Here is a 23,404-nt window from a genome sequence, read left to right on the forward strand (position 1 = left end):
CTCAACGAGGACTCGCTCAACGCCGCCTGAAACAGCGGAGGTTGACACAGGGCAACTCATCGGAGGGCCTCCTCGAGTCGCAGCAGCGCGATCTGACGCAGGTTGTCGACGGTCTCGGCGCGCTCGGCGGCGGCGTCGTTGCCGAGCCGCCGGTCGAGCTCGGCGAGGATCGCGGCGGCGTCGCGACCGGCCGCGCGGATCAGGAAGACGTGGCCGAAACGCCGTTCGTAGGCGGCGTTCCCGTCGGCCAGCCGGGCCGCGGTGTCGCCGGCGGCCGGGTCGACCCCGGCCTGCTCGCGGCGTGACTGCGCTCCCCCGCGTTCCCCGATCCGAGGGTGGCCGGCGAGTGCCTGCGCCAGCTCGTCGTCCGCGAGCTCGAGGGCCGCGGCGTCGGCGGTGGCGAGGAGCGCCGGGACGTCGTCGTAGGGCTGGCCGGTGAGGACGTCGTCGGCCCAGCGCGGGACGGCGAGGCAGCCCAGCAGCACCTCGCGCGTCGTACGCACGCCGGCCATCAGCAGAACCCCGGTACCGCGAGCCATGCGTCGCCCTCCGGCGGCGCGCCGTCGCGCACGACCTGCGCCTCGATCAGGCCGTAGGGCCGGTCGGCGGCGACGAAGACCTCGCCGTCGTTGGTCAGCCCGTCGACCCGGAACCCGCTGAAGTCGACGAGGAAGTGGTGCTTGTTGGGGGCCGAGAAGCGCACCTCGGCCAGGCTCGGCTGCGCGTCGAGCAGTGCGCATCCCATCGCGTGGAGCGTCTCCTGCAGGGCGCGCGAGTAGGTGTCGGCGAAGGTGCGCAGCAGCGTCGTGAGCGCGCTGTCGTAGGAGGCGTTCCAGTCGACGTCGGTCGAGGTGTGCTGCCACCGCGCGACCAGCGAGGTCGCGAGGATCCGGTCGTCGGCCTCGGGCAGCGTCGTGAACTCGTCGCGCAGGAAGCCCTTGAACTCCGAGTCGGTGGAGTTCATCAGCACCAGCTCCTGGACGCCCGACAGCACCTGCGCCCCGTCGCGGTCGACGGTCACCACGGCCGTGCGCACCGCCCCGCCGCGGCGGACGAAGGAGTGGTCGCCGAGCCGGTCCCAGGCGTACTGCTCGACCTCGACCTGCGCCTGGCGCGCGGCCGGGCAGGCCTCGAGCAGCCGCCGTCCGAGCGCGAGCGCGTAGTCCTCCGGCGACGCGACGCCGTGGATCTTGGCGTAGGCGAAGGCGGTGTTCTTCTGCGAGTCGGTCGGCAGCACGGCCGCCTGGTCGCCCCGCGTGTGGGCGTCGGCGAAGTCACCGCGCAGCGCCGTGGAGACGTTGAGGTCGTGGATCTCGTGCACCGCGGTGTCGCGGACGATGCGCACGACCCGGGACTCGGCCTTGCCGTACTGGTTGAACCCGAGGTGGCTGCTCATGAGGTCCTCCCGACCGGCCGGCCCGCGGCCAGGGCGCGCAGTGTCTCGACGTCGGTCACCTCGACCGGGTCGACGGCGCCGCAGTCGACGCCCCGCAGCAGGTACGACGCCAGCGCCCGCGCGGTCGCCGGCTCGTCGGCGATGCCACCTCCCTCGACGTCGCCGAGGTAGGCGCTGAGCCGGTCCGTGGCGCGGGCGAGGCCGGCGCGGTAGAAGGCGTACGTCGCGGCGTAGCGCGTGGGCAGCTGGGCCGGATGAAGGTCCCAGCCCTGGTAGTAGCCGTGCTCGAGCGAGCGACGGACCAACGCGAGATGGTTGGCCCAGGCCGCCCGCACCTCGTCGGCGCCGCCGACGGGCAGGATGTTGGTCGAGCCGTCGGAGAGCCGGACGCCCGTGCCGGCCACGGCGGCCTGCATGACCAGCTTGGCGTGGTCGGCCACCGGATGCGCGAGCGACTGCTGCTCGGCGGAGATGCCGCAGAACGCCGAGTAGTCGTAGGTGCCGTAGTGCAGCGCGGTCACCCGGCCGTCGGCAGCGTGCACCATCCGGGCGACCAGCGCGGTGCCGTCGGAGCCGAGGATCGACTGCGGCGTCTCGACCTGGACCTCGAAGCGCAGCACCCGGTCGCCCAGCCCCAGCTGCTGTTCCAGGGTCCGGCACACGTGGACCATCGCGGCGACCTGGTCGACGCTCGTCACCTTGGGCAGCGTCACCACCCAGTCGGTGAGGTCGACCCCCGCGTCGGCCAGCGTGCCGACGTACGACGTGAGGGTGCGCAGGCCGCGCGCCCGCGTCGCCGGGTCGAAGCTCTTGATCCGGATCCCGCCGAACGGAGCGGCCTTCGGGCTCTCGGCGAGTGCGGTGGCGGCACGCACCACGTCGGCGTCCTCGACGGCGTCGGACCTGCCGAGATAGCCGTCCTCGAAGTCGACGCGCAGGTCCTCGACCGGCTCGGTGGCCAGCTTGGCGCGCACCCGGGCGACGAGGTCGTCGTCACCGACCAGCTCGGCGAAGGCGGCGGCGTGCTGGCCGAGGACGGCCAGCGCCTCGGCTCCGCAGCGGGCGACCAGGCCGGCGTCGTAGCGGTCGGCGGGGACGTAGAGGGTGTGCACCGGCTGCCGCCCCGGCCGCTCCCCCGGATAGTCGCGCGCCAGCGCGGCGTCGGCGTCGGCCAGACGGACGTCGAGGTCGGCGACCAGGTCGGCGATCAGCGCGTCGGCGGTCATCGCGCCGCCACCTCCGCCTTCACCTGACGGCGCCGCCGGTGCAGGATCGGCTCGGTGTAGCCGGACGGCTGGGTGAGCCCCTCGAAGACCAGCTCGCGCGCGGCCGCGAAGGCCTGACCGTCGAAGCCGGGCGCCATCGGCCGGTAGCCGTCCCCCGCCTGCTGCTCGTCGACCACGGCGGCCATCCGGCGCAGCGCCGCCTCGACCTCCTCGGCGGTGACGACGCCGTGGCGCATCCAGTTGGCGACGTGCTGGCTGGAGATCCGGCAGGTCGCGCGGTCCTCCATCAGCGCGACGCCGTGGATGTCGGGGACCTTGGAGCACCCGATCCCGTCGTCGATCCAGCGCTTCACGTAGCCGAGGACGCCCTGGAGGTTGTTGTCGACCTCGGCGGCCTTGTCGTCGGCGGTCCAGGCCTGCACCGTGGCGTCGTCGGCCAGGGGCACGGTGAGCAGCTGCTCGAGCGTCGTACGACGGGCGCCGGCGAGCTCGCGCTGGCGGGCTGCGACGTCGACCTCGTGGTAGTGCAGCGCGTGCAGGGTGGCGGCCGTCGGCGACGGCACCCAGGCGCAGCTCGCGCCGGCCCGCGGGTGCCCGATCTTCTGCTCGACCATCGCCGCCATCGCGTCGGGCATCGCCCACATGCCCTTGCCGATCTGGGCGCGTCCGGCGAGGCCGCAGGCGAGGCCGATGTCGACGTTCTGGTCCTCGTAGGCGGCGATCCAGGTGGTGCCCCGCATGTCGGCCTTGCGGATCATCGGGCCGCCCAGCATCGACGTGTGCAGCTCGTCGCCGGTGCGGTCGAGGAAGCCGGTGTTGATGAACGCGACCCGGCCGCGCGCGGCGTGGATGCAGGCCTTGAGATTGGCCGACGTACGGCGCTCCTCGTCCATGATGCCGAGCTTGATGGTGTTGCGCCGCAGCCCGAGCAGGTCCTCGACCGCGCCGAAGAGGTCGTCGGTGAACGTCACCTCGTCGGGGCCGTGCATCTTCGGCTTCACCGCATACATCGCGCCGACCCGCGAGTTGGGCAGCTCGCTACGGCCCTGCAGGTCGGGGAGGCTGCACAGCGCCGTGACGATCGCGTCGACGACGCCCTCGGGGACCTCCGCGACGCCATCGTCGCCGTCGAGCAGGATCGCGTCGGTGGTCATCAGGTGGCCGACCTGGCGCACGAAGAGCAGCGAGCGGCCGGGCAGGGTCACCGGTCCGTCGGGGCCGTCGTAGACCCGATCCGGCGCGAGGCCGCGGACGAAGGTCGTGCCGCCCTTGGTCACCTCGGCGCGCAACCGGCCCTGGTTGAGCAGCAGCCAGTTGCGGTAGCCCTCGACCTTGTCGGCGGCGTCGACGGCGGCCACCGAGTCCTCGAGATCCATGATCGTCGAGATCGCCGCCTCGACGAGCAGGTCCTTGACCCCGGCGGCGTCGTCGCGGCCGATCGGGTCGGTGCGGTCGACCTGGATCTCGACGTGCAGCCCGTGGTGGACGAGCAGCACGCCCTCGGGCGCCGCCGGGTCGCCGCGGTGCCCGACGTACTGGGTGGGGTCGGCCAGCGCGGCCCGGTCGTCGTCGAGGGAGACGACGAGCGCACCGTCGGCGACGGCGTACCCGGTCGCGTCGGCGTGGCTGCCGTGGTCGAGCGGGAAGTGCTGGTCGAGGACGGCGCGAGCGCGCGCGATGACCGCGGCCCCGCGCCGCGGGTTGTAGGACCCGCCGCGCTCGTGGCCGTCGTCCTCGGGGAGCACGTCGGTGCCGTAGAGCGCGTCGTAGAGCGAGCCCCAGCGGGCGTTGGCGGCGTTGGCGGCGAAGCGCGCATTGAGGACCGGGACGACGAGCTGCGGCCCCGCCTGGACGGCGACCTCGGCGTCGACGTCGCCGGGATCGATCGTGAAGTCGGCCGGCTCGTCGACGAGGTAGCCGATCTCGCGCAGCATCGCGACGTACGCCGCCTGGTCGCGGACCGGGCCCGGGTGGGCCTCGTGCCACGCGTCGATCCGCCGCTGCAGCTCGTCGCGACGGGCGAGCAGCTCGCGGTTGCGCGGCGCGTAGGCGACGAGGATCGCCTCGACGCCGGCCCAGAACGCGGCCTCGTCGAGCCCGGTCCCGGGCAGCGCCTCGTCGCGCACGAACGCGTGGAGGACCGGCGCGACCTGCAGCGCGCCGAGGGTGATCCGGGCCGTCGGGTCCGTCTCGGGTGACATCGCGTGCCTTTCCGCCAGGAGACCCTGGCGCATTCGCTGTGACGGGGATCACCACGAGGATACGGGGCTCGGCGGCGGCCCGTGGCCCTGGCACGAGTCTGCACTGCGGCCGCGACGGGTAACGCCGAGGCGATTCCCGACCACAGAAGGAGCCGTCATGGGTGATGACGTCGTCGACCTGATCATGAGCGACCACCGCGAGCTGGAGCGCCTCTTCGACACGCTGGAGAACGAGCCCGACAAGCGGGCGGCACTGCTGCCCGTGATGACCACGCTGCTGACCGCGCACAGCCGCGCCGAGGAGTCCGAGGTGTATCCCGCGGCCCGCGAGGCCGGCGGCGAGGACGACGTCCAGCACAGCCAGCAGGAGCACCTGCTCGCCGACCAGCTGGCGGAGAAGCTGGCGGCGACCGACCCGGACTCCGACGCGTTCCCGGCCGCGCTCAAGGAGCTCGTCGACGCGGTCAAGCACCACGTCGAGGAGGAGGAGACGACGGTCCTGCCGGGGATGCGCGAACGGCTCGACGACGCCCGGCGCGCCGAGCTCGGACAGGCGTTCCTCAGCGCGCGCGAGGAGCACCTCGGGCAGCAGCCGGGCGAGGTGAGCAAGGCGGAGCTGAATCAGCAGGCCGCCAACGCGGGCATCTCGGGCGCGTCCTCGATGAGCAAGTCCGAGCTGAAGAGCGAGCTGGAGGACGCCGCCGAGGAGTGACCTCGTGAGCGGGGCGCTCAGCCCGCCTGGGCGTCCCGCTCCGCCGCGAGGAAGCGCTCCACGCGGCGGTCGGGGACCAGCCACATCGCCGCCACCACGACCATCGGCGCGATGCCGACGACCGGCTCCCACAGCGCGAGCAGGATGCCCGCGATGTAGAGGACCGGCGAGATCTTGCCCTTGAGGTCACTGCCGAGCGCGGCGGCGGCCCGGTCGCCGGACGGCGTGTGCCGGATCGAGCGCTGCAGGATGAAGTATGCGATCGCCGCGCCGAGCAGGTTCACGCCGTACACGATCGTCGGGACCTCGGCGATCCGGCTCTCGTCGAGCCACGACGTCGTGAACGGGTAGAGGCTCAGCCAGAACAGCAGGTGCAGGTTGGCCCACAGCACCGCGCCGTCGACATGGTCGACCAGCTGGAACAGGTGATGGTGGTTGTTCCAGTAGATGCCGACGTAGACGAAGCTCAGGATGTAGGTCAGCAGGCCCAGGCCCGAGGTGTGGAAGAGGGCGTGCCAGTCCTCGCCGTCGGGCGGCTTCAGCTCCAGCACCATCACGGTGATGACGATGGCGAGGACGCCGTCGCTGAACGCCTCGAGACGACCTGTGCTCATGCGCGCAGCCTAGGGCCGAGCAGGCGCGGATCACTGCAGGTAGTTCTCCACCACCGACTCCGAGCGCACCTCCGCGCCCGCCGGGTCCTCCCCCGCCTCGCGCCGCGCGCGCCGCTGGCGCAGCAGGTCCCAGCACTGGTCGAGCGCCAGCTCGATCTCCTTCAGCCGGGCCCGTTCGTCGTCGCCGACCGGTCCGCCCTCGTGGAGGTCCTGGAGGCGGTGCTCCTCGTCGGCCAGCTCGTTGATCCGTCGTACGACGTCGTCGTCTGCCATGGACCCATCTTGCGCGCGCTCGCGCCGCTGACGCTAGGGCAGCGTGCCACGGTCTCCCCACGCCTTCAGCTGCGCCTGGGACGTCGGCCGCACCGTCGCGAACAGGTTCTTCCGGGCCGGCTCGACACCGCCCACCGCCGCCGCCCCGCACTGGAGATGCAGCGAGCTGAGGGGGCTGACCGACGACTTCCAGCCGAGCTCGGCGGCCCGCTCCTCCAGCGCGTCGCAGTCGACACCGGCGGCGACCACCACATAGCCCAGGACGGAGGCGCCGTCGGTGATCTGCTTCTCCCGGTACCGCGCCTTCTCCACCCGGACGACGCCCGGCAGGTCGGTCAGCGCCTTCGCCAGCACCGCGACCTCCGCGGTGCAGTCGGTCGCCTCGCACGACGGCACCTTCGCCTCGCGGTCGGCGAGCTCATGGTTCAGCTTGTCGATCGGCCGCTCCGTGCAGCCGGCGAACGCCAGCAGCGCCAGCACGGCGACGACCCCGGTCCGAGCGCGCGTCCTCATGGCGCCCGCGTGATCGTGTAGGTGCTGGTCGAGACCGGATCGGTGCTGCCCACGAAGCCATCCTTGCGCAGCTGGTCCTTGGTCTCGGCGAGCGAGGGGTCGTCGGACTGGTCGACCAGCTGCCCGCCCCGCGAGTACGAGTCGAGGCCGTGGTTGCCGCCGACACTGCCGGTCGGGTGGTCGAAGCGGACGGTCGTCCGGTTCGGCTGGTCGGGGTTGTCCTCGCCGTCGGTGAGCGGCACCAGGTCGCCCTTGTTCTCCAGCGACAGCACCTGGATGCCGTCGGGGATGTGCGGCACCTGCGCGGTCGGCGCTCCCGCGGTGATCACGTGCTGCACGTTGAACCGGTCGGTGAACGCGGGGTTGCTGGCCAGCTGTGCGGCCGTCATGCCGCCCTGCGAGTGCCCGACCAGCGCGACCGGCGCGCCCGGCGGGATGCCGGCTCGCTCCATCGCCTCCCGGATCCCGCGCGCGTACGCCGTCTCCTGCCCGCCGACCAGCTGCAGGTTGGCCAGGCTGTCGCGGGCTTCCGAGCCGCCGATGCCGAAGCTGTCGGTGCCGGGCAGGTTGACGATATAGCGGGCGTTGTCGCCCTCGCCGATCTTGACGATGTCGATCTCGCCGTCGGCGCCGTCGTTGGTCAGGCTCAGGTTGTCGATGAGGTCCTGGATCGAGCCGGGCGCGGGCAGCGACCGCGGGTCCTCGCCGGGCGCACCGCCCTCGGTGACCTTCGCGTCGGTGTCGTCGAAGAGCCCGGCCAGGTCGCCGGCGATGTCGTTGGTGGTCGGGTGGGCCGGGTCGAGGCCGAGCTTGGCGAGCAGCGCCTCGCGGACGCCGGGCGGCAGGTTGTCGAGCAGCCCGTCGACCAGTCCGCCGCCGCCGTTGATCAGGTGCTGCACGAGCTCGGGATGCTCCTGCAGCAGGTCGATGAGCTCCTGCTCGGTCAGCTTCGAGATCTCGTCGCGGTGCAGATAGGCCAGCAGCCCGAGCTCGGGATGGGCCGCGAGCGTGATCAGCACCCCACCGGCGCCGGCGAGGAGCAACCCCGGCAGCGCGAAGCCGAGCGCGCGCCCGACCAGGTAGTCGAGTGCCTCGATCGCCTGCCGCCGCAGGTCGTCGGCCCCGCGCAGGATGAACACGTTGGCCTGCATCGCCAGCGCGTCGACCTCGAGGTCGAGCGCCTCGAACGCCAGCCCGCCGGGGCCGATCGTCGCAGCCAGCACGGCGCTCTCCGCGGTCGCGAAGGTGAGCGGCGACAGGATCGAGGACTCGACGAGGTCGCCGTTGACGACGATCCCCTTGTCCTCCCACGCCCGCGAGCGCAGCTCGTCGCCGGTGTCGTCGAAGATCCGCGCCAGCGTCTCGATGTCGGTGTACTTCGCCTCGATGCCCCCGGCGCCGCCGGTGACCGAGACGATGCCGCCGTCGCCCTCAGACATCACGCCCCCAGACCCGCGCCAGGACCGGACCGACCGACCGCGCCAGATCCCGCGGTACGGCGGCCCGCGCCCGCGCCACCGGGAAGCCGGCGACGGTGTCGGGATCCACGGCGTACCACTGGCCCGCGACGCGCAGCCACACCACGACACCGGCCACGTCGGGGCGTCGTCCCGCGACGACGACCCGCAGCCGTGCGGTCATCCGGTCGTGCACGGTGTGCAGGAGCGTGAGCGCCTCGCCCGCGTCGTACGGCGTGTCGTCGGCGCCGGTGACCGCACCCGGGAAGCGCTCGACCAACGCCGGCAGCAGCTCGTCGCGGTGCCGCGCGGCGCCCGCCTCAACCGCCGCCAGCAGCTCGACCGGGATCGTGAAGCGGTCGGGGAGGTCGGCCTCCTCGGGGTCGTCCGGGTCGTCGGGGTCGTCGGGGTCGGCGGGCAGCCGCACCAGGTGGGCGAGCATCTCCGGCAGCGCCGCGGTCGCGCCCCACGCCAGCTCGAACTCCGCGCCGCTGACCGTCGCCAGCGACACCGCGGTCTCGCCGCGGACGCCCACCCAGGCCCGCGCCTGGGCCGGTGCGTCGGGCCCCAGCCGGAGCCCGAGCTCGACCTCCAGCAGCGCCTCGGCGTCGGCGAGGACGCCGATCGCCTCGGTCATCGCGGCCCGCGCGGCGGCGCGGTCGGCGTCCGTGCTGGACTCGCGGACCCGCCCCGCCTGCGCGGCGAGCAGCAGTGCCACCTCGTCCTGGGGCGAGGCGGCGTCGGGCGAGAGCCGGGCATACCAGGCGCGTCGCGCCTCGTCGGCGGCCGAGCCCGAGCCCTCGGCGGTGGCGGTGAGCGCGGCCTCGACCGCGCTCACGTCGAACGGCAGCCGGAACGGGCCGGCCTGCGCGAGCGCGACCAGCTCGGCGACCTCGAGCCGCACCCGCCCGGGGACGACGACCCGCCGCTCCTCCTGGGCCGAGCCCAGGCTACCCAGGTTGCCCAGGTTGCCCAGGTTGACGGTCGGCATCAGATCCCGATCCCCAGCTGGTCGGGGACGTCGAGCCAGCCCTTGTCGCCCGGCGGCGGGCTCGCGAAGCGTGCCAGCTGCACGTCGCGCGGGTCGGGCGCGTCGCCACCGCCGCCGGTGAGGAAGTCGCCGACCGCCTTGACGCCGTCCTTGACGCCCTCGACGACGGCGTGGCCGGCGTCCTTGATCCGGTCGATCGCGCCCTCCACCAGGCTGGTGACCTTGCGCTCGATGAGGGTGATCAGCGCCTTGAGCTCGTCGACCTTGTCGGCGTGGGCGCGCAGCTTGTCGGCGGCGTCCTCGTAGTCGGCGGCGATCCCCCGCAGGTTGGCGGCCCGCTCACGGACCTGGCCGCGCATCCGCTCGCCGCTCACCGACCACCAGTGCGCGGTCTCGGCGGAGGCGCTGAGCTGCTCGGCCGTGGCACGCAGGTCGGTGGCGCGCTCATCCATCTGGCTCGCCAGCCGTCGGATCACCGTGGTGTCGCCGTACATGCGGCTCTGACTACCCCGCGCGGCACCGGCGCCAAACCTCACCATCCGGACCAGCGCGGCGCCCGTCGCTCGAAGAAGGCGGTGATCCCCTCGGCCACGTCGGCCGAGGCCAGCAGCCGCTCGTGCGCCGCATGGCTGGCCGCCCAGCTCGCCGTCTCGTCGCCGTTGATCTCGGCATGGGACAGCGCCAGCGCCTCCCGTACGGCGAGCGGCGCGTTGCCGCAGATGGTCGCCGCCAGCCCGAGCGCGACGTCGAAGGTGGCGCCCGGCTCGACCAGCCGGTTGACGAACCCGAGCCGCTCCGCACGCTCCCCGTCGATGGGCTCGCCGGTCAGCAGCATCTCCCGTGCGACGTTCGCGGGCAGCACGCGCGGCGCGCGGAAGACGCCGCCGAAGTCGGGCAGCAGCCCGCGCTTGACCTCGGGGAAGCCGAAGGTCGCGGTCCGGGACGCGACGACGACGTCGCAGCACAGCACCAGCTCGAGCCCGCCGCCGAGCGCATAGCCCTCGACCGCGGCGATCAGCGGCTTGGTCCGGACCCGCGACATGATGCCCGCGATCCCACCCCGCTCGGTCGGCTCGCCCGGCCCCTCCGCGAGGTCGGCGCCGGCGGAGAAGATCTCGCCGCCGCCGGTGAGGATCCCGCACCAGAGCTGGTCGTCGTCCTCGAGCAGGTTGAGCGCCTCGTCGAGGCCCTGGGTCACCGCGCCGTTGATGGCGTTGCGCTTCGCGGGGCGGTCGAGCCCGATGACGAGGGTGCGGTCGACGCGGATGGTCTGCACGGCCCGGGCGCCGGCGGTGTCGGTCATGCGGGACAATCTACGAATGACGATCGCGTTCATCCACGAGGAGATCCCGACCGAGCAGGTCGAGCAGCGCGAGAAGGTGCTGTCCTCGCTGACCGACGCGGTCCGCGACCTGGTCGACGCGACCATCCGCAGCACGGTCGCCGACGACGAGCTCGACGCCGTACGGGCGGAGGTCGAGGCGCTCGCCGCGCGGCTCCGCGCCGCCCAGCTGCCCGGCCCGGCCGGCGTCCGCTACAACTCCGAGGGACGCTCCTGGAACTGGGGCAATGCCGTCGTCGGACGCGGCAATGCGGTGGCGCCCCCGGTCGACATCACCCACGACGAGTTCGGCAGCGCGTACGCCGAGCTGACCCTCGGCGCCGCCTACGAGGGCCCGCCGGGCATGGTCCACGGCGGCGTCTCCGCGCTGCTGCTCGACCAGATCATGGGCGAGACCGCGAGCGGCTTCAAGCGGCTCACCATGACCGGGACGCTGACCCTGCGCTACCGCCGTCCGCTGCCGCTCGGGCCGGTGCGGCTGGAGGCGCAGATCGACCGCGAGAGCGGCCGGAAGATCACCGTCGAGGCGCGGATCGGCGTCCCCGGCGAGGACGCGGCGGTCGAGGCCACCGGGCTCTTCCTGATCCCGAGCTGGGCGCCGCTCGACGAGTCCGCCGCGAGCTGGTCGCGCTCGGCGGAGGGCTGAGGCCCGACCTCAGGCGCCCGGACGGTCGACCAGGTCGACGAGCCGCTGCGGCGCCTGCAGGCAGTAGGACTCGGTGAGCAGCTCGCCGAGCTCCTCCCAGTCGGTGTCGTCGTCGATGAGCATGCCGACGACATTGCCGCCCCACTCGGCCCGGAAGTAGGGCGCGCCGAGGTGCTGGAAGGCCATCACCTCGTCGGGCTCGGCGCGGAAGATGATGCGGAAGAGCTGGTCCTCTCCGCCGAACACGTGGGCCACGGTGGCGGTCGTGCCGGCGACGCGCCAGCGGACCCCGACCCACGCGTCCTCCTCGGTGCACTCGGGCAGCCGCGCGAGCAGGCCGCGCAGCTCGGCGAGATAGGTCTCGGGGACGTCGGGACGGGTCGTGCGGGCCACGTGCTGAATCTCCCACAGACCACCGACATCCGCGCCCCTGGCGTACGTCAACGAAATCTTGACAACGGCCGAGTGTCAAGGGAATGTTGACGCATGCCCTCCTTCGCCGCCGCCCCGTTGTCGCTCGTCATCGCGGGACTCGCCCTGATCACCGTCGGCAACACCTTCCACGGCCTCTCCCGCGGGCTCTTCCAGGGCGCCGGCGTCACCATGGTGCTCATCGGCGTGGCCGTCATGTCGGCGTCGCGCCGCGCCGGCAAGGGCACCGACCCGGCCGGCGAGCAGGACGGCGAGCAGGACGGCGAGCAGGACGGCCGGGGCATGTGGCTGCCGAGCCGCGACGAGGACCAGCGGTGAGCGACCTCGCCGACACCATCGGCCGCGCGATCCTCGCCGACGCCGACCCGGCCGACCAGCTCGCCCTCGTCCGCCGTGCGGCCGACGCCGACCGCGCCGCCGGCGACCTGCTCCAGCAGGCCGTCAACGCCGCCCGGGCCGCGGGTCACAGCTGGTCCGCGATCGGCGGCACGCTCGGGCTGACCCGCCAGGCCGCGCAGCAGCGGTTCGGCAAGGCCGAGGAGACGCCGCCGTCCGAGGCCGAGGAGCGGTGGCTCGGCCCCGTGACGGCGTTCGACGAGATGCACGAGCTCGAACTGGCCGGCCAGCGCGGCTGGCACACCGTCGGCGCCGGCCTCCTGCGCCACCGGATGGTCCGCACGCCCACCCGGTGGGAGCACAAGCGGGTGATCTGGACCGGCAGCCTGACCCGCTACCAGCGCGACGGCTGGCAGGTCGGCTGTCGCGCGCTGCCGTGGGTCTACCTGGTCCGCGACACCGGCGAGCCCGCGCTCACGCCGTGAGCTCGCCGACGTCCTCCCGCTCGCCCTGGAAGTAGGAGTCGAGCAGCCACTGCGCCCGCCGTCCGCCCCACGCGGTGAGGCGGTCGCGGCCGCCGGGCAGCCGCGTGAGCACCCGGTAGCGCAGCGTGTTGAGGGCGAACAGGTAGGTGTGCGCCCACGGCGGGCGCGGCGCCAGGCCGAGCTCGCGCATGCTCGTGAGACCGAGGAAGACGGTCAGCATCGACAGCAGCCGCTCCCGCTCGTAGCGCGCCCGGACCACCTGCAGCGTCGCCGGCCAGCCCGGGTAGTGGCGCAGCGCCTGCGCCTCGACCACGGCCTGGGCCAGCTGGGGGCCGGCCTCGGTCATCGGGCCCTGGGCGAGCAGCACGTGGTAGTCGATGCGGTGCCGCTCCCACTCGTCGTCGACGAGGAAGTCGGGATGGACGCCCATGACCCAGCCGACGTACTTCCACAGGTGCATGAGGGCCCGCGACTCCTTCGCCGACACCGGTACGCCGAGCGCCCGCGCGCCGATGAGCAGCACGCCGTCGAAGAGCCCGAGAGTGGAGGCCTGGTCGGCCTGGTTGATCGGCAGGCCCCACGTGTCGGCGTCCCAGGAGTCCTCGAACGCGTGGTTGACGAGGGCGTGCATGAGCCGGACGTGGACGGTCAGCCGCCAGCCCTCCCCCGGCGCCTGCCCGTCGCGCGGCGGCAGCAGCGAGCCGGGTTCGCTCAGGCTGGCGCCCCACTTCTGGGTCTCGGCGAGCCGGCGCAGCGTCGCGCCGCCGGTGAGTCCGCCGGTCGCGACGAGCAGGTCGGTCGGCCCGCCGAAGCGGTAGCCGCCGACCAGCGACAGCTGGAGCAGCACGTCCTGGGCGTTCTGGCCGAGCCGCCGGAAGACCCGGGCGCCCTCCTCCACCAGGTCGCGGTCGAGCCACTCCGGCTCGTCCTCGACGGCGGCGAAGAACGCGCGCAGCGCCGGCGGCGCATCCGCTACGGCGGCGATCCCGCCCGTCAGCGCGGCCCGGAACTGCTCCATCCGCACCCGCCCCGCGGCGTCCCCTCGCAACCGGATCGCGTCCGCGAGCCGTGCGCCGACCTCGTCGCGCTCGTACATCGCCCGCCCGATCCGGTCGAGCAGGGCGTGGTCGACGCCCTTGACCCGGCCGACCAGCTTGAGCGGCCGGCCGAGGCGGCGGTTGCGGTCGCCGCCCGCCCGGAACCGGGTCGGGTACGGCTGCTGGACAGGGGCGTCGGCCGTGCCGGCGAGGTCCGTCGTCATGCGCCCATCCTGACGCGAGCAATAACTCGCTTTCAACTCGTGAATATCGCCCGATAGGGTGCCGACAGGGAGAGCGCGAGCTGGGGCTCGCCTACGGAGGGAGCTGCGCATGACCGACACCACGGGGCTCGAGAGGCTGCTGCTCGCGGTCCAGGAGCTCTCGATGGCACCCGACCTGTTCGCCGTCCAGGAGGTCGTCCGCACGGCCGCCCGCGAGCTCGCCGCCTGTGACGGCGCCACCTTCGTGCTGCGCGACGGCGACCTGTGCTTCTACGCCGACGAGGACGCCATCGCTCCCCTGTGGAAGGGCAGCCGGTTCCCGATGGAGACGTGCGTCAGCGGCTGGGTGATGACCCACCGCACCCACACGGTCATCCCCGACATCGAGGTCGACGACCGCATCCCCCAGGACGCCTACCGACCCACCTTCGTGCGCAGCATGGTGATGATGCCGGTGCGCACGCTCGACCCGATCGCCGCGATCGGCGCCTACTGGGCCGAGCCCCACACCGCCACCGACGACGAGGTCCGCCTGCTCCAGGGGCTCGCCGACGCCACGTCGGTCGCGCTCGACAAGCTCGCCGTCCACCGCCAGCTCGCCTCCGCGGTCGCGCTGCGCGAGGCGACCCACCACCTCGCCGCCACCGACGAGCTCACCGGACTGTGGAACCGCCGCGGCTTCTTCGAGCAGGCGCGCATCCGCTGGCCCGGCGACGACGTGGTGTCCTCGGTCGCCTTCGTCGACCTCGACGGGCTCAAGGCCGTCAACGACACCGAGGGCCACAGCGCCGGCGACGCGCTGATCCGCCGGATGGCCACCACGCTCACGACCAGCGTCCGCGACAGCGACGTCGTCGCGCGGCTCGGCGGCGACGAGTTCGCCGTGTTCTGCCCGGGCCTGGGCGCCGACGAGCTGCACGCCCGGCTGTCCGGCGCCGCCGGTCGCCGCGCGAGCATCGGCACGGCGGTCGTCCCCGACATGGGACAGATCGCCGAGGCGCTGCTCGAGGCCGACGCCCGGATGTACGACGCCAAGCGCCGACAGCTCACCGGCCGCACCGCCTGAGTGCCCCGGCGCCGGACGCCCTAGAGTCCGTCCCGTGCGCAAGGCCCCCCAGCAGGCCCGGTCCCGGGTCATGGTCGAGCGGATCATCGCCGCCGGCCGCGCCGTTCTCGTCGAGCGCGGCTACGACGCGTTCAGCACCAACCGCGTGGCGACGACCGCCGGCATCAGCCCCGGCTCGCTCTACCAGTACTTCCCCGACAAGACCGCGATCCTCGACATCGTCATCGACCGCTACTGGGAGGAGGTCGCCGAGCGCGTCGCGGCCTCCCTCGCCGACCGGATCGGGTCCTTCGGCCCGGCGATGATCCGCGAGACCGCCGACGCGCTCGTCGTCGCCCTGGAGGCCGACCGCGAGCTGCTCCGGGTGGTCTCCGAGGAGCTGCCGATCCAGCGCAGCCGCGATCGTCGGGCCGCCCTCGAGCGGCGGGTCCGCGAGCTCACGTCGACGTACCTGATGGCGCGACCGGACCTCACCCGCCGCCCGTCGCCGGCCACGACTGCCTGGGTCGTCGTCCTCGCGATCGAGAATCTCGCGACCCGCTGGGTGCTCGACCAGCCCGCCGGGATCGACCGCGACGCGCTGCTCGACGAGATCGTCGCGCTGGTCGGGGGCTATCTCTCGGCGTGACCGGTGAGGGCCATCCCGATGCCCAGCCCGATCATCGAGGTGCCGCCGATGGCGCCGAGCACGCTGCCGCGCCGCTCGGACGCGACGAACCAGTCGCGCGCCCGCCCCGCCGCCAGCGCCCACGTCGAGTCGCACAGCAGGCCGATCGTGATCGCGACGCAGCCGAGGGTGAGCATCTGCACCGGCACCGACGCCGCGTGCGCGCTCCGGTCGACGAAGGGCGGCAGCAGTGCTCCGAACATCATGAAGCCCTTCGGGTTGCTCACCCCCACCACGAAGCCCTGCCGCAGCGCAGTCCAGCCGGTCAGCGGCGCCCGCGGCTCGCCGTCGCCGAAGCGCATCTCGTCGCGGTGGCGGAACGCCTGGACGCCGAGCCAGACCAGGTAGGCAGCGCCCGCCAGCTTGATGACCGTGAACACCACGACCGACTCGGCCACGACCGCGCCCAGCCCGAGGCCGACGAGCGCCATGACGAGGAACAGCCCGAGCGTGTTGCCGAGGACGCTGGTCAGCGCCACCCGCTGCCCGTAGGACACCGCGCGGCCGACCACGAAGACGACGCTGGGCCCGGGGATGACGATCACGACCAGCGCAGCGAGTCCGAACCCGAGCAGCTGGTCGAGACCGATCATCAGTCGGCCTGGTGCTTCTCGGTGTCGCCGGAGTCGGAGTCGACCGGCTCGTCGCCGTAGACGCCGGCGTCCTTGGCACGCGAGGCGGTGCGCAGGCTCTTGGTCAGGGCCCAGCCGATGACGGCGACGGCGAGGATCAGCAGGATGAAGACCGCGAAGCCGGTCCACCCCGCGACGACGTCGTTGTCCTCGGGCTTCTTGTCCTGGGCGGCCAGGAGCGCGTGGACGGCGGTGACGGCGAGCGGATGCATGTCCTCAGTCTCTCAGGCGGGGTGCTCAGGCGTCGGGGGTGACCCCGGCGAACAGGTCGTCCTCGGGCACCGACGACGGCACGTGGCTCTCGACCAGCTCGAAGTCCTCGGTCGGCCAGACCTCCTGCTGCAGCTCGCGCGGGATCGCGAACCAGAAGCCGTCGGGGTCGATCTGGGTCGCGTGCGCCAGCAGCGCCTGGTCGCGGACGCCGAAGTAGTCGCCGCACGGGACGCGCGTGGTGATCCGGTCGTCCCACTCGGGCTCCGGCTTCCACTCCTTGAGCCGCTCCGCCCACGGCGACTCGAGGCCGTGCTCGAGCATCGCGTCGTGCAGCGCCTGCATCCGCGGCCGGTTGAACGAGTGGTGGTAGTAGAGCTTCAGCGGCTGCCACGGCTCCCCCGCGTCGGGGAAGCGGTCGGGGTCGCCGGCCGCCGCGAACGCCGCGACGCTCACCTCGTGGCAGCGGATGTGATCGGGGTGCGGATAGCCGCCCCGCTCGTCGTACGTCGTCATCACGTGGGGCCGGAACGCCCGGACCTCGCGCACCAGGCGCTCGGTCGCCTCCTCGAGCGGCACCAGCCCGAAGCAGCCCTCGGGCAGCGGTGGCTTGGGGTCGCCGTCGGGCCACCCGGAGTCGACGAAGCCCAGCCAGGACTGCGTGATGCCGAGGATGTCGCGCGCGCGCTCCATCTCCTGGCGGCGCACCTCGGTGATGTTGGCGAGGATCTCGGGGCGGTCCATCTTCGGGTTGAGGATCGACCCCCGCTCGCCGCCGGTGCACGTGACGACACGCACCTGCGCGCCCTGGGCGGCGTACATCGCGGTGGAGGCCGCGCCCTTGCTCGACTCGTCGTCGGGGTGGGCGTGGACGTGCATCAACCGCAGCCCGGAGCGGTCGGTGGCGGGCGCATGCGAGGTGGGCATGCGCACCATCGTAGGAAAGTCCTGCATGCGACGATGAACCGGTGAGCTCAGCCCCCGATTCCCTGGCCCAGAGGTACGGCGCGCCGTCCCGCGGTCGCCGTACCGTCCTGGTCGTGGTGGTGGTCGCCGTCGCGGCCGCCTTCCTGGCCTGGCTGCTGTGGGCGATGCTCTTCCACGCCAACCCACCGGTCTCCTCCGAGGAGATCGGCCACCAGGTCGTCGACGACCACACCGCGACGATCAAGGTCAACATCCAGTACGGCGACGGGCCGGTGAAGGCGACCTGCGTCGCCCGCGCGATCTCCCACGACAAGGCCGTCGTCGGCGAGCAGTCCTTCACGCCCGACCCGAAGAACGGGACCTACGAGGTCACCGTGAAGACCGAGCGGCGGGCCACCACGGTCGAGTGGATCGGCTGCAAAGCCGCCGATCAGCCGCGGTATCAGTAGAGTTGAGATTTCACTATCCGCAGGGATATTCGAATGAGCAGTTTCAGGAGCAACCGATGACGCAGACCGACCAGAGCGGCGGCCAGAACACCATCTGGCTGACCCAGGACGCCTTCGACAAGCTGAAGGCGGAGCTGGAGCACCTCGAAGGTCCTCGGCGTGCCGAGATCGTCGCCGAGATCAGCGCTGCGCGCGACGAGGGCGACCTGAAGGAGAACGGCGGCTACCACGCCGCCCGCGAGGAGCAGGGCAAGAACGAGGCCCGCATCCTCCAGCTCAAGGACATGCTGCGTCGTGCCGAGGTCGGCGAGACCCCGCCCGACGACGGCGTCGTCGAGCCCGGCATGGTCGTCACCTACAAGTTCGAGGGCGATGACGACGACGAGGCGGAGTCCTTCCTCCTCGGCGCGCGCGAGATCGACCCTGAGGGCCTGACCGTCTATTCGCCGCAGTCGCCGCTCGGCCAGGCCATCAACGGCCGGAGCAAGGGCGAGACGGTGACCTACGAGGTCAACGGCAAGACGCAGACGGTGATCATCCTCGACGCCAAGCCCTACGTGGCCTGACCCACGTGGTGAGCTACGTGGCCTGAGCTACGTGGCCTGAGCCTCCGTGGTCTCCGGACCGCCCGTCCCTTCGGGGGCGGGCGGTCCTGCCATTTCGGCCAGGTGCAGGACGACGGCGTTGGCCGCGGCCGCGAGCGGGACGGCGACCAGCGCGCCGGCGACGCCCGCCACCAGCACGCCGCCCGCGATCGCGAAGATCACGCCGAGCGGGTGCAGCGAGACCCAGCGCCCGAGCAGGAACGGCTGCAGGACGTGGCCCTCCAGCTGCTGCACGCCGATCACGACGGCGAGCATGAGCAGCGCGGTGAACGGCCCCTGGTCGACGAGCGCGACGAGGATCGCGACGCTGCCGGCGACGGTGGCCCCGACCATCGGCACGAAGGCGCCGAGGAACACCAGGACGCCGATGGCCAAGACGAAGGGCACCTTGAGGATCGCCGCGCCGATGGCGATGCCGGTGGCGTCGACGAGGGCGACCACGACGGTGGCGCGGACGAACTGGACCAGCGAGACCCACGCGACCCGGCCGGAGCTGTCGATCCGCTCGCGGGCGTTGCGCGGCGCGAGCCGGACCACCCAGGCCCAGATCCGCTCGCCGTCGGCGAGGAAGAAGTACGTCGAGAAGACCGCGATGAAGAAGCCCGCGACCACGTGGCCGAGCGCGGAGCCGACCTCGGTGACCTGGCTGATGACCGCGCCGTCCTTGGACCGGCTGCTGATCATGTCCTGGGCGCTCTTGATGTAGTCGTTGATCTGCGAGTCACTGGCGTGGAGCGGACCGTCCTTGAGCCAGTCCCGGATCTCCTGCAGGCCCTTGACCGTCGAGTCGGCCAGGTCGGTCGCGCCGGCCGCGACCTGCTGCCCGGCGAAGGTCAGCAGTGCGCCGACCACCGCGAAGCCGGTGATCACCACGATCAGCGCCGACAGCCCGCGCGGCACCCCGATGCGGGTGACCGCAGCCACGAACGGCGCGGCCAGCGCGCTGATCAGCAGCGCCACCGCGACCGGGATGGTGACGACCGCGAAGTAGCCGACCACCCGCGCGATCAGGTAGCCCGCGGCCGCGATGAGCAGCACCCGCCACGCCCAGCCGGCCGCCAGGTCGAGCCCGTGCGGGACCTCGGCCCGGCGCAGGTCGGACGGACCGGTCGCGAAGGACGGCGCCTCGTGGCGGCGTTCCTCGCGCTCCTCCCGCGCCAGCGCCCACTGGTGGGCGAAGCGGCGGAACAGCCGCTCGTCGCGTTCGCGCTGGGCGCGCTCGGCGCCGTCGCTCGGCGACGGACCGAGCGGCGCGTCGTCCGACTCGTCCGCGCCGGGCGCGGGGCGCAGCTCGTCGTGGGGATCGGGCTCGGTGGGTCCGTCGCTCGTCACGAGGTCAGGCTAGACGGTGGTGGACAGTGCGCGGTCGAGGTCGGCGAGCTGGTCGTCGGAGGTCTCGATGCCGACGCTGAGCCGGACCAGGTCGGCCGGGACCTCGAGGTCGGTGCCCGCGACGCTCGCGTGGGTCATCCGGCCCGGGTGCTCGATGAGCGACTCGACGCCGCCCAGGGACTCCCCCAGCGTGAAGACCTTCGTCGCCGCGCAGATGGCCAGCGCCTGCTCCTCGCCGCCCTTGACGCGGAAGGAGACCATGCCGCCGTACCGCTTCATCTGGCGCGACGCGATCGCGTGGCCGGGGTGGTCGGCGAGCCCGGGATAGATGACCTGGCTGACCGCCGGGTGCGTGCTGAGGAAGTCGGCGACCTTCTCGGCGTTGTCGCTGTGCCGCTCCATGCGCAGCGCGAGCGTCTTGAGGCCGCGCAGCACCAGCCAGGAGTCGAACGGGCCGGCCACGCCGCCGATGGAGTTCTGGTGGAAGCCGATCCGCTGCGCGAGCGCGTCGTCGTCGACCACGAGCGCGCCGCCGACGACGTCGGAGTGACCGCCGGCGTACTTGGTGGTCGAGTGGACGATGACGTCGGCGCCGAGCGCGAGCGGCTGCTGGAGGTACGACGACGCGAAGGTGTTGTCGACGACGAGCAGCGCCCCCGCGTCGTGGGCCACCGCGGCCAGCGCCTCGATGTCGCCGATCGACAGCAGCGGGTTGGTCGGCGTCTCGACCCACACCAGGCGGGTCTCGCCCGGACGGATGGCCGCCTTCACCGCGTCGACGTCGGTCACCGGCGCCGGGCTGTGCTGCACGCCCCACGCGGTCGCGACCTTGTCGAAGAGCCGGAAGGTGCCGCCGTAGGCGTCATTGGGAAGCACCACGTGGTCGCCCGGCTTGCACAGCGCCCGGATCAACGTGTCCTCCGCCGCCAGCCCCGACGCGAACGCATACCCGTGCGCCCCGCCCTCGAGCGCGGCGAGGGTGTCCTCGAGCGCGGTGCGGGTCGGGTTGGCGGAACGGCTGTACTCATAGCCGTTGCGCAGCCCGCCCACGCCGTCCTGGGCGTAGGTGGAGGTCGCGTAGATGGGCGGGATCACCGCGCCCGTGGTGGGGTCAGGCGTGTAGCCGGCGTGGATGGCCCGGGTCTCGAAGCCTGCGTGGTCGAGGTGACTGTGGTCGCTCACCGTTCGAGCCTACTCAGGGCGCGGCGGCACGCCCCAGCACGTCGGCGATGTCGGGTACGTCGAGCGTGCCGTCGGCCACGCCCATCACGAGATCGAAGGCCTGGTCGTCCGGCAACTCGACCACGACGTCGTTGATCCGCAGGAAGACGTCAGTCGCGAGCCACGCCAGGCGCTTGTTGCCGTCGACGAGCGCGTGGTTGCGGCAGATCGAGTGGAGCAGCGCGGCGGCCTTGAGCACCAGCCCCGGATAGGCGTCGTCCCCGAACAACGTCGTCCGCGGCCGGGCGACCGACGCCTCGAGCAGTCCGGCGTCGCGCACCGGACCTGCCCGGAGGTCGTCGGTCAGCGCCAACAGGTCCTCCAGGTCGAGGAACTCGACCATCAGACCGAGCCGAGTCGGTCGAGAACGTCGCCCCACCGCTCACGTGCAGCGGCCGACGCTCCGGCGACCCGCTGCTTGTGCTGCGCGCGTTGGTGCATCTCGAGCACCGCCTTGCGCACGACCTCCTGCTTCGACAGGTGCTGCGCCTCGGCGAGCTCCGCCAGCGCGGCGTCGAGCTCGGCGTCGGTGCGCAGCGTGAAGGCCATAACCGTCATCGTATCCCCCTTGGCATCAAAGTGATACCGCCATCTTGAGCGCCTCCCCCGCCCCCGTCGACCGGCTTGCGGCAACCTTGCCGCGTAACCAAAGCGAGCATTCACTCGTTTCCAGGACGTGACTCTTCAGCCTCGGCTGCTCACTCTCGTCCTCGCGCCTCTGCTGGCCCTCGGCCTCACCGCGCCCGCCACCGCCGCGCCCGTGCCGGCACCGACACCCGCGCCAGCGCCTGCGCCCGGTGACCCCGACCCGCTGCGCAGCATCCTGCTGCCGCCGCTGGACGGGCTGGTCGGGATGCTGCCGGCGATCCCGGTTCCGGCGACGCCGTACCTGGGAGACGTGTGCGCCAGCGGCGCCGACGCGTGCATCGACGACGTCATCGACCGGATGAAGGTGCGGCTCGACCGGCTGGCCTCGAGCTGCAGCCACAGCGCGATCTTCTCGCTGGCCTACCTGCGGGTGACCGAGAACGTCCGGGACGCCGTACGCAGTGGCGTCTTCGCCGACCACGCCTGGCTCAACCGCGTCGACGCCGTCTTCGCCGGGCTGTACTTCGACACCACCAGCCGCTGGGAGGCCGGCGATCGCACCAACATCCCCACCGCCTGGCGGATCGCTCTGCAGGCCGAGGACGACCGGGCGATGAGCGGACTCGGCAACTTCCTGCTGGCCATGAACGCGCACATCAACCGCGACTTCCCGCACGTCCTCGCGACCGTGGGCCTGAGTGGCCCGGACGGCAGCCACAAGGCCGACCACAACCGCTACAACAACCGCCTCGACAGCCTCTACATGCCGGTGTTCGCCGAGGAGGCCGCCCGCTTCGACCCGACCTTCGACGACATCGACGCGGGCAGCGCCGACGAGGCCGTCGCGGGCGTGATCATGCGCGGCTGGCGGGAGATGGTGTGGCGCAACGCGGAGGCCCTGGTCCTCGCGCGCACGCCGGCCACCCGCCGTGCCGTCGAGCGTGAGATCGACACCTACGCCGCCCTCCAGGCCCAGCTGATCCGCTCCGTGTTCGTCGCCCGTCCGGCCAGCCGCGACGCCTGGTGCGCCGCGCACGGCATCACCGGCTGAGCCGCCCGCCGGGGCCTTGCGTGCCCGACGACAATGGAGGCATGTTCTCCCGCCGCAAGACCGAGATGATCGACCCTGCTCAGGCGCTGCCCGGCCGCGCCACCCCGGCGTACCCCCTCCCGACGCTGCACGAGGTCCTGCACACCCCGCTCGTCACCGACGAGGTCCCCGACGGGCTCGAGGTCGCGGTCTTCGGGCTGGGGTGCTTCTGGGGCGCCGAGGAGATCTACTGGCAGATCCCGGGCGTGTGGTCGACGTCGGTCGGCTACGCCGGTGGCGTGACACCCCACCCGACATACGAGGAGGTCTGCAGCGGTCGCACCGGTCACACCGAGGCCGTCCGCATCGTCTTCGACCCCGACCAGGTCTCCTACGCCGACCTGGTCAAGCAGTTCTTCGAGGTCCACGACCCCACCCAGGGCATGCGCCAGGGCAACGACATCGGCACCCAGTACCGCTCGGCGATCTACTTCACGACGCCCGAGCAGGAGCAGACCGCGCGCGAGCTGACCAAGGTCTACGGCGACGAGATCGCGCGCCGCGGCTACGGCGAGATCACCACCGAGATCGAGCCGGCGGGCGCGTACTTCTACGCGGAGCCGCACCACCAGCAGTATCTGCACAAGGTGCCGAACGGCTACCGGTGCCACGCGAACACGGGGATCCCGTTCCCTGCCTGATCGCTCAGGCCCGACAGCGGCGCCCCGAAGCCGAGTCGTGTGCCTGAGAACCCGGATATCCGGGTTCTCAGGCACACGACTCCGATGCGAT

General features: G+C 72.5%; 30 protein-coding genes. 10 read left to right on the forward strand and 20 right to left on the reverse strand.

Features of this window, described 5'->3' with window-relative positions; genetic code table 11:
- Positions 1–56: 56 nt before the first annotated feature.
- Genes uraD through AB4880_RS07950 form a run of 4 tightly spaced genes read right to left on the reverse strand, consistent with a single transcriptional unit; the run spans position 57 to position 4,823 of the window.
- Positions 57–539 carry a 2-oxo-4-hydroxy-4-carboxy-5-ureidoimidazoline decarboxylase gene (gene uraD / locus AB4880_RS07935; protein WP_367918673.1) on the reverse strand — a complete coding sequence of 161 codons (483 nt, stop codon included), beginning with the start codon at positions 537–539 and terminating at the stop codon, positions 57–59.
- Positions 512–1,396: a factor-independent urate hydroxylase gene (gene pucL / locus AB4880_RS07940; RefSeq protein WP_367918674.1), complete on the reverse strand. Its 885-nt coding sequence runs from the start codon at positions 1,394–1,396 to the stop codon at positions 512–514. The genes uraD and pucL overlap by 28 nt, the downstream gene beginning before the upstream one ends.
- Positions 1,393–2,622 (reverse strand): DUF6986 family protein, encoded by a 1,230-nt coding sequence (locus AB4880_RS07945; RefSeq protein ID WP_367918675.1) that lies wholly within the window; start codon positions 2,620–2,622, stop codon positions 1,393–1,395. Before AB4880_RS07945 ends, pucL begins: the two co-directional genes overlap by 4 nt.
- Positions 2,619–4,823 (reverse strand): malate synthase G, encoded by a 2,205-nt coding sequence (locus AB4880_RS07950; protein ID WP_367918676.1) that lies wholly within the window; start codon positions 4,821–4,823, stop codon positions 2,619–2,621. The genes AB4880_RS07945 and AB4880_RS07950 overlap by 4 nt, the downstream gene beginning before the upstream one ends.
- Positions 4,824–4,980: 157 nt before the next feature.
- Here AB4880_RS07950 and AB4880_RS07955 point away from each other — a divergent pair, with 157 nt between their 5' ends.
- Entirely contained in the window at positions 4,981–5,535 is a 555-nt protein-coding gene (locus AB4880_RS07955; protein ID WP_367918677.1) for a hemerythrin domain-containing protein, read from the forward strand.
- A 17-nt stretch (positions 5,536–5,552) separates the two neighbouring features.
- On the opposite strand, the gene AB4880_RS07960 is transcribed toward AB4880_RS07955, so the two are convergent.
- Genes AB4880_RS07960 through AB4880_RS07990 form a run of 7 tightly spaced genes read right to left on the reverse strand, consistent with a single transcriptional unit; the run spans position 5,553 to position 10,686 of the window.
- A complete protein-coding gene (locus AB4880_RS07960; RefSeq protein ID WP_367918678.1) occupies positions 5,553–6,149 on the reverse strand; it encodes a TMEM175 family protein in 597 nt (198 codons plus the stop codon).
- Between the two features lie 30 nt (positions 6,150–6,179).
- Positions 6,180–6,422, reverse strand: a complete 243-nt coding sequence (locus AB4880_RS07965) for a DUF2630 family protein (RefSeq protein ID WP_367918679.1) — start codon at positions 6,420–6,422, stop codon at positions 6,180–6,182.
- Between the two features lie 33 nt (positions 6,423–6,455).
- Positions 6,456–6,935: a hypothetical protein gene (locus tag AB4880_RS07970; protein ID WP_367918680.1), complete on the reverse strand. Its 480-nt coding sequence runs from the start codon at positions 6,933–6,935 to the stop codon at positions 6,456–6,458.
- Complete coding sequence (locus AB4880_RS07975; RefSeq protein ID WP_367918681.1) at positions 6,932–8,374, reverse strand: hypothetical protein; 1,443 nt, start codon at positions 8,372–8,374, stop codon at positions 6,932–6,934. Before AB4880_RS07975 ends, AB4880_RS07970 begins: the two co-directional genes overlap by 4 nt.
- Positions 8,367–9,383 (reverse strand): hypothetical protein, encoded by a 1,017-nt coding sequence (locus tag AB4880_RS07980; RefSeq protein WP_367918682.1) that lies wholly within the window; start codon positions 9,381–9,383, stop codon positions 8,367–8,369. Before AB4880_RS07980 ends, AB4880_RS07975 begins: the two co-directional genes overlap by 8 nt.
- Positions 9,383–9,877, reverse strand: coding sequence for a hypothetical protein (locus AB4880_RS07985; RefSeq protein WP_367918683.1), 495 nt, complete (start codon positions 9,875–9,877; stop codon positions 9,383–9,385). The genes AB4880_RS07980 and AB4880_RS07985 overlap by 1 nt, the downstream gene beginning before the upstream one ends.
- 38 nt (positions 9,878–9,915) lie before the next feature.
- Complete coding sequence (locus AB4880_RS07990) at positions 9,916–10,686, reverse strand: enoyl-CoA hydratase-related protein (RefSeq protein WP_367918684.1); 771 nt, start codon at positions 10,684–10,686, stop codon at positions 9,916–9,918.
- A gap of 16 nt (positions 10,687–10,702) precedes the next feature.
- Here AB4880_RS07990 and AB4880_RS07995 point away from each other — a divergent pair, with 16 nt between their 5' ends.
- Positions 10,703–11,371 (forward strand): PaaI family thioesterase, encoded by a 669-nt coding sequence (locus AB4880_RS07995; RefSeq protein ID WP_367918685.1) that lies wholly within the window; start codon positions 10,703–10,705, stop codon positions 11,369–11,371.
- A gap of 9 nt (positions 11,372–11,380) precedes the next feature.
- Here AB4880_RS07995 and AB4880_RS08000 read toward each other — a convergent pair whose 3' ends face one another.
- The gene (locus tag AB4880_RS08000; RefSeq protein ID WP_367918686.1) at positions 11,381–11,764 is read right to left on the reverse strand and encodes an MmcQ/YjbR family DNA-binding protein; all 384 of its coding nucleotides are present in this window, start codon (positions 11,762–11,764) and stop codon (positions 11,381–11,383) included.
- A 93-nt stretch (positions 11,765–11,857) separates the two neighbouring features.
- Between AB4880_RS08000 and AB4880_RS08005 the strand changes: the two genes are divergently transcribed.
- Both AB4880_RS08005 and AB4880_RS08010 read left to right on the forward strand, forming a co-directional pair.
- On the forward strand, positions 11,858–12,121 hold the full coding sequence (locus tag AB4880_RS08005) for a hypothetical protein (RefSeq protein ID WP_367918687.1): 264 nt from the start codon (positions 11,858–11,860) through the stop codon (positions 12,119–12,121).
- Positions 12,118–12,624, forward strand: a complete 507-nt coding sequence (locus AB4880_RS08010; RefSeq protein ID WP_367918688.1) for a hypothetical protein — start codon at positions 12,118–12,120, stop codon at positions 12,622–12,624. The genes AB4880_RS08005 and AB4880_RS08010 overlap by 4 nt, the downstream gene beginning before the upstream one ends.
- On the opposite strand, the gene AB4880_RS08015 is transcribed toward AB4880_RS08010, so the two are convergent.
- Positions 12,614–13,885: an oxygenase MpaB family protein gene (locus tag AB4880_RS08015; protein WP_367918689.1), complete on the reverse strand. Its 1,272-nt coding sequence runs from the start codon at positions 13,883–13,885 to the stop codon at positions 12,614–12,616. The genes AB4880_RS08010 and AB4880_RS08015 overlap by 11 nt on opposite strands.
- 109 nt (positions 13,886–13,994) lie before the next feature.
- Between AB4880_RS08015 and AB4880_RS08020 the strand changes: the two genes are divergently transcribed.
- The gene (locus tag AB4880_RS08020; protein WP_367918690.1) at positions 13,995–14,951 is read left to right on the forward strand and encodes a GGDEF domain-containing protein; all 957 of its coding nucleotides are present in this window, start codon (positions 13,995–13,997) and stop codon (positions 14,949–14,951) included.
- A gap of 34 nt (positions 14,952–14,985) precedes the next feature.
- The gene (locus AB4880_RS08025) at positions 14,986–15,579 is read left to right on the forward strand and encodes a TetR/AcrR family transcriptional regulator (protein ID WP_367918691.1); all 594 of its coding nucleotides are present in this window, start codon (positions 14,986–14,988) and stop codon (positions 15,577–15,579) included.
- Here AB4880_RS08025 and AB4880_RS08030 read toward each other — a convergent pair.
- From AB4880_RS08030 to mca, 3 genes are read right to left on the reverse strand one after another with little or no spacing between them, the layout of a single operon-like run.
- Positions 15,564–16,211 (reverse strand): LysE family translocator, encoded by a 648-nt coding sequence (locus AB4880_RS08030; protein ID WP_367918692.1) that lies wholly within the window; start codon positions 16,209–16,211, stop codon positions 15,564–15,566. The genes AB4880_RS08025 and AB4880_RS08030 overlap by 16 nt on opposite strands.
- The gene (locus AB4880_RS08035; RefSeq protein WP_367918693.1) at positions 16,211–16,462 is read right to left on the reverse strand and encodes a hypothetical protein; all 252 of its coding nucleotides are present in this window, start codon (positions 16,460–16,462) and stop codon (positions 16,211–16,213) included. The genes AB4880_RS08030 and AB4880_RS08035 overlap by 1 nt, the downstream gene beginning before the upstream one ends.
- Before the next feature lie 25 nt (positions 16,463–16,487).
- A complete protein-coding gene (mca, locus tag AB4880_RS08040; RefSeq protein ID WP_379229013.1) occupies positions 16,488–17,396 on the reverse strand; it encodes a mycothiol conjugate amidase Mca in 909 nt (302 codons plus the stop codon).
- A gap of 32 nt (positions 17,397–17,428) precedes the next feature.
- Here mca and AB4880_RS08045 point away from each other — a divergent pair, with 32 nt between their 5' ends.
- Positions 17,429–17,836, forward strand: a complete 408-nt coding sequence (locus AB4880_RS08045) for a DUF4307 domain-containing protein (RefSeq protein ID WP_367918695.1) — start codon at positions 17,429–17,431, stop codon at positions 17,834–17,836.
- A 56-nt stretch (positions 17,837–17,892) separates the two neighbouring features.
- Positions 17,893–18,402: a transcription elongation factor GreA gene (gene greA / locus AB4880_RS08050; protein WP_367918696.1), complete on the forward strand. Its 510-nt coding sequence runs from the start codon at positions 17,893–17,895 to the stop codon at positions 18,400–18,402.
- A 27-nt stretch (positions 18,403–18,429) separates the two neighbouring features.
- On the opposite strand, the gene AB4880_RS08055 is transcribed toward greA, so the two are convergent.
- The 4 genes from AB4880_RS08055 to AB4880_RS08070 are packed head-to-tail and all read right to left on the reverse strand — an operon-like array spanning position 18,430 to position 21,552.
- Positions 18,430–19,773, reverse strand: a complete 1,344-nt coding sequence (locus AB4880_RS08055) for an AI-2E family transporter (RefSeq protein WP_367918697.1) — start codon at positions 19,771–19,773, stop codon at positions 18,430–18,432.
- 9 nt (positions 19,774–19,782) lie between these two features.
- A complete protein-coding gene (locus AB4880_RS08060) occupies positions 19,783–20,955 on the reverse strand; it encodes a cystathionine gamma-synthase (RefSeq protein WP_367918698.1) in 1,173 nt (390 codons plus the stop codon).
- Between the two features lie 13 nt (positions 20,956–20,968).
- Positions 20,969–21,337: a type II toxin-antitoxin system death-on-curing family toxin gene (locus tag AB4880_RS08065; protein WP_367918699.1), complete on the reverse strand. Its 369-nt coding sequence runs from the start codon at positions 21,335–21,337 to the stop codon at positions 20,969–20,971.
- On the reverse strand, positions 21,337–21,552 hold the full coding sequence (locus tag AB4880_RS08070) for a ribbon-helix-helix protein, CopG family (RefSeq protein WP_367918700.1): 216 nt from the start codon (positions 21,550–21,552) through the stop codon (positions 21,337–21,339). The genes AB4880_RS08065 and AB4880_RS08070 overlap by 1 nt, the downstream gene beginning before the upstream one ends.
- 118 nt (positions 21,553–21,670) lie before the next feature.
- On the opposite strand from AB4880_RS08070, the gene AB4880_RS08075 reads away from it, so the two are divergent.
- Entirely contained in the window at positions 21,671–22,633 is a 963-nt protein-coding gene (locus AB4880_RS08075; protein WP_367918701.1) for a DUF5995 family protein, read from the forward strand.
- A 41-nt stretch (positions 22,634–22,674) separates the two neighbouring features.
- Positions 22,675–23,313, forward strand: coding sequence for a peptide-methionine (S)-S-oxide reductase MsrA (gene msrA, locus AB4880_RS08080; RefSeq protein ID WP_367918702.1), 639 nt, complete (start codon positions 22,675–22,677; stop codon positions 23,311–23,313).
- Positions 23,314–23,404: the final 91 nt, after the last annotated feature.

Source organism: Nocardioides ginsengisoli (assembly GCF_039537225.1).
GTDB lineage: Bacteria > Actinomycetota > Actinomycetes > Propionibacteriales > Nocardioidaceae > Nocardioides > Nocardioides ginsengisoli.

Bases quoted from the DNA above. Each gene is read 5' to 3' on its own strand.
- AB4880_RS08035 (WP_367918693.1), bottom strand. From the start codon at position 16,462: ATGCATCCGCTCGCCGTCACCGCCGTCCACGCGCTCCTGGCCGCCCAG.
- AB4880_RS07970 (WP_367918680.1), bottom strand. From the start codon at position 6,935: ATGAGGACGCGCGCTCGGACCGGGGTCGTCGCCGTGCTGGCGCTGCTG.
- AB4880_RS08020 (WP_367918690.1), top strand. From the start codon at position 13,995: ATGACCGACACCACGGGGCTCGAGAGGCTGCTGCTCGCGGTCCAGGAG.
- mca (WP_379229013.1), bottom strand. From the start codon at position 17,396: ATGGTGCGCATGCCCACCTCGCATGCGCCCGCCACCGACCGCTCCGGG.
- AB4880_RS08030 (WP_367918692.1), bottom strand. From the start codon at position 16,211: ATGATCGGTCTCGACCAGCTGCTCGGGTTCGGACTCGCTGCGCTGGTC.
- AB4880_RS07975 (WP_367918681.1), bottom strand. From the start codon at position 8,374: ATGTCTGAGGGCGACGGCGGCATCGTCTCGGTCACCGGCGGCGCCGGG.
- AB4880_RS07980 (WP_367918682.1), bottom strand. From the start codon at position 9,383: ATGCCGACCGTCAACCTGGGCAACCTGGGCAACCTGGGTAGCCTGGGC.
- AB4880_RS08015 (WP_367918689.1), bottom strand. From the start codon at position 13,885: ATGACGACGGACCTCGCCGGCACGGCCGACGCCCCTGTCCAGCAGCCG.
- AB4880_RS07945 (WP_367918675.1), bottom strand. From the start codon at position 2,622: ATGACCGCCGACGCGCTGATCGCCGACCTGGTCGCCGACCTCGACGTC.
- uraD (WP_367918673.1), bottom strand. From the start codon at position 539: ATGGCTCGCGGTACCGGGGTTCTGCTGATGGCCGGCGTGCGTACGACG.
- AB4880_RS08005 (WP_367918687.1), top strand. From the start codon at position 11,858: ATGCCCTCCTTCGCCGCCGCCCCGTTGTCGCTCGTCATCGCGGGACTC.
- pucL (WP_367918674.1), bottom strand. From the start codon at position 1,396: ATGAGCAGCCACCTCGGGTTCAACCAGTACGGCAAGGCCGAGTCCCGG.
- AB4880_RS08070 (WP_367918700.1), bottom strand. From the start codon at position 21,552: ATGACGGTTATGGCCTTCACGCTGCGCACCGACGCCGAGCTCGACGCC.
- AB4880_RS07985 (WP_367918683.1), bottom strand. From the start codon at position 9,877: ATGTACGGCGACACCACGGTGATCCGACGGCTGGCGAGCCAGATGGAT.
- greA (WP_367918696.1), top strand. From the start codon at position 17,893: ATGACGCAGACCGACCAGAGCGGCGGCCAGAACACCATCTGGCTGACC.
- AB4880_RS07990 (WP_367918684.1), bottom strand. From the start codon at position 10,686: ATGACCGACACCGCCGGCGCCCGGGCCGTGCAGACCATCCGCGTCGAC.
- msrA (WP_367918702.1), top strand. From the start codon at position 22,675: ATGTTCTCCCGCCGCAAGACCGAGATGATCGACCCTGCTCAGGCGCTG.
- AB4880_RS07950 (WP_367918676.1), bottom strand. From the start codon at position 4,823: ATGTCACCCGAGACGGACCCGACGGCCCGGATCACCCTCGGCGCGCTG.
- AB4880_RS07960 (WP_367918678.1), bottom strand. From the start codon at position 6,149: ATGAGCACAGGTCGTCTCGAGGCGTTCAGCGACGGCGTCCTCGCCATC.
- AB4880_RS07955 (WP_367918677.1), top strand. From the start codon at position 4,981: ATGGGTGATGACGTCGTCGACCTGATCATGAGCGACCACCGCGAGCTG.
- AB4880_RS08065 (WP_367918699.1), bottom strand. From the start codon at position 21,337: ATGGTCGAGTTCCTCGACCTGGAGGACCTGTTGGCGCTGACCGACGAC.
- AB4880_RS07965 (WP_367918679.1), bottom strand. From the start codon at position 6,422: ATGGCAGACGACGACGTCGTACGACGGATCAACGAGCTGGCCGACGAG.
- AB4880_RS07995 (WP_367918685.1), top strand. From the start codon at position 10,703: ATGACGATCGCGTTCATCCACGAGGAGATCCCGACCGAGCAGGTCGAG.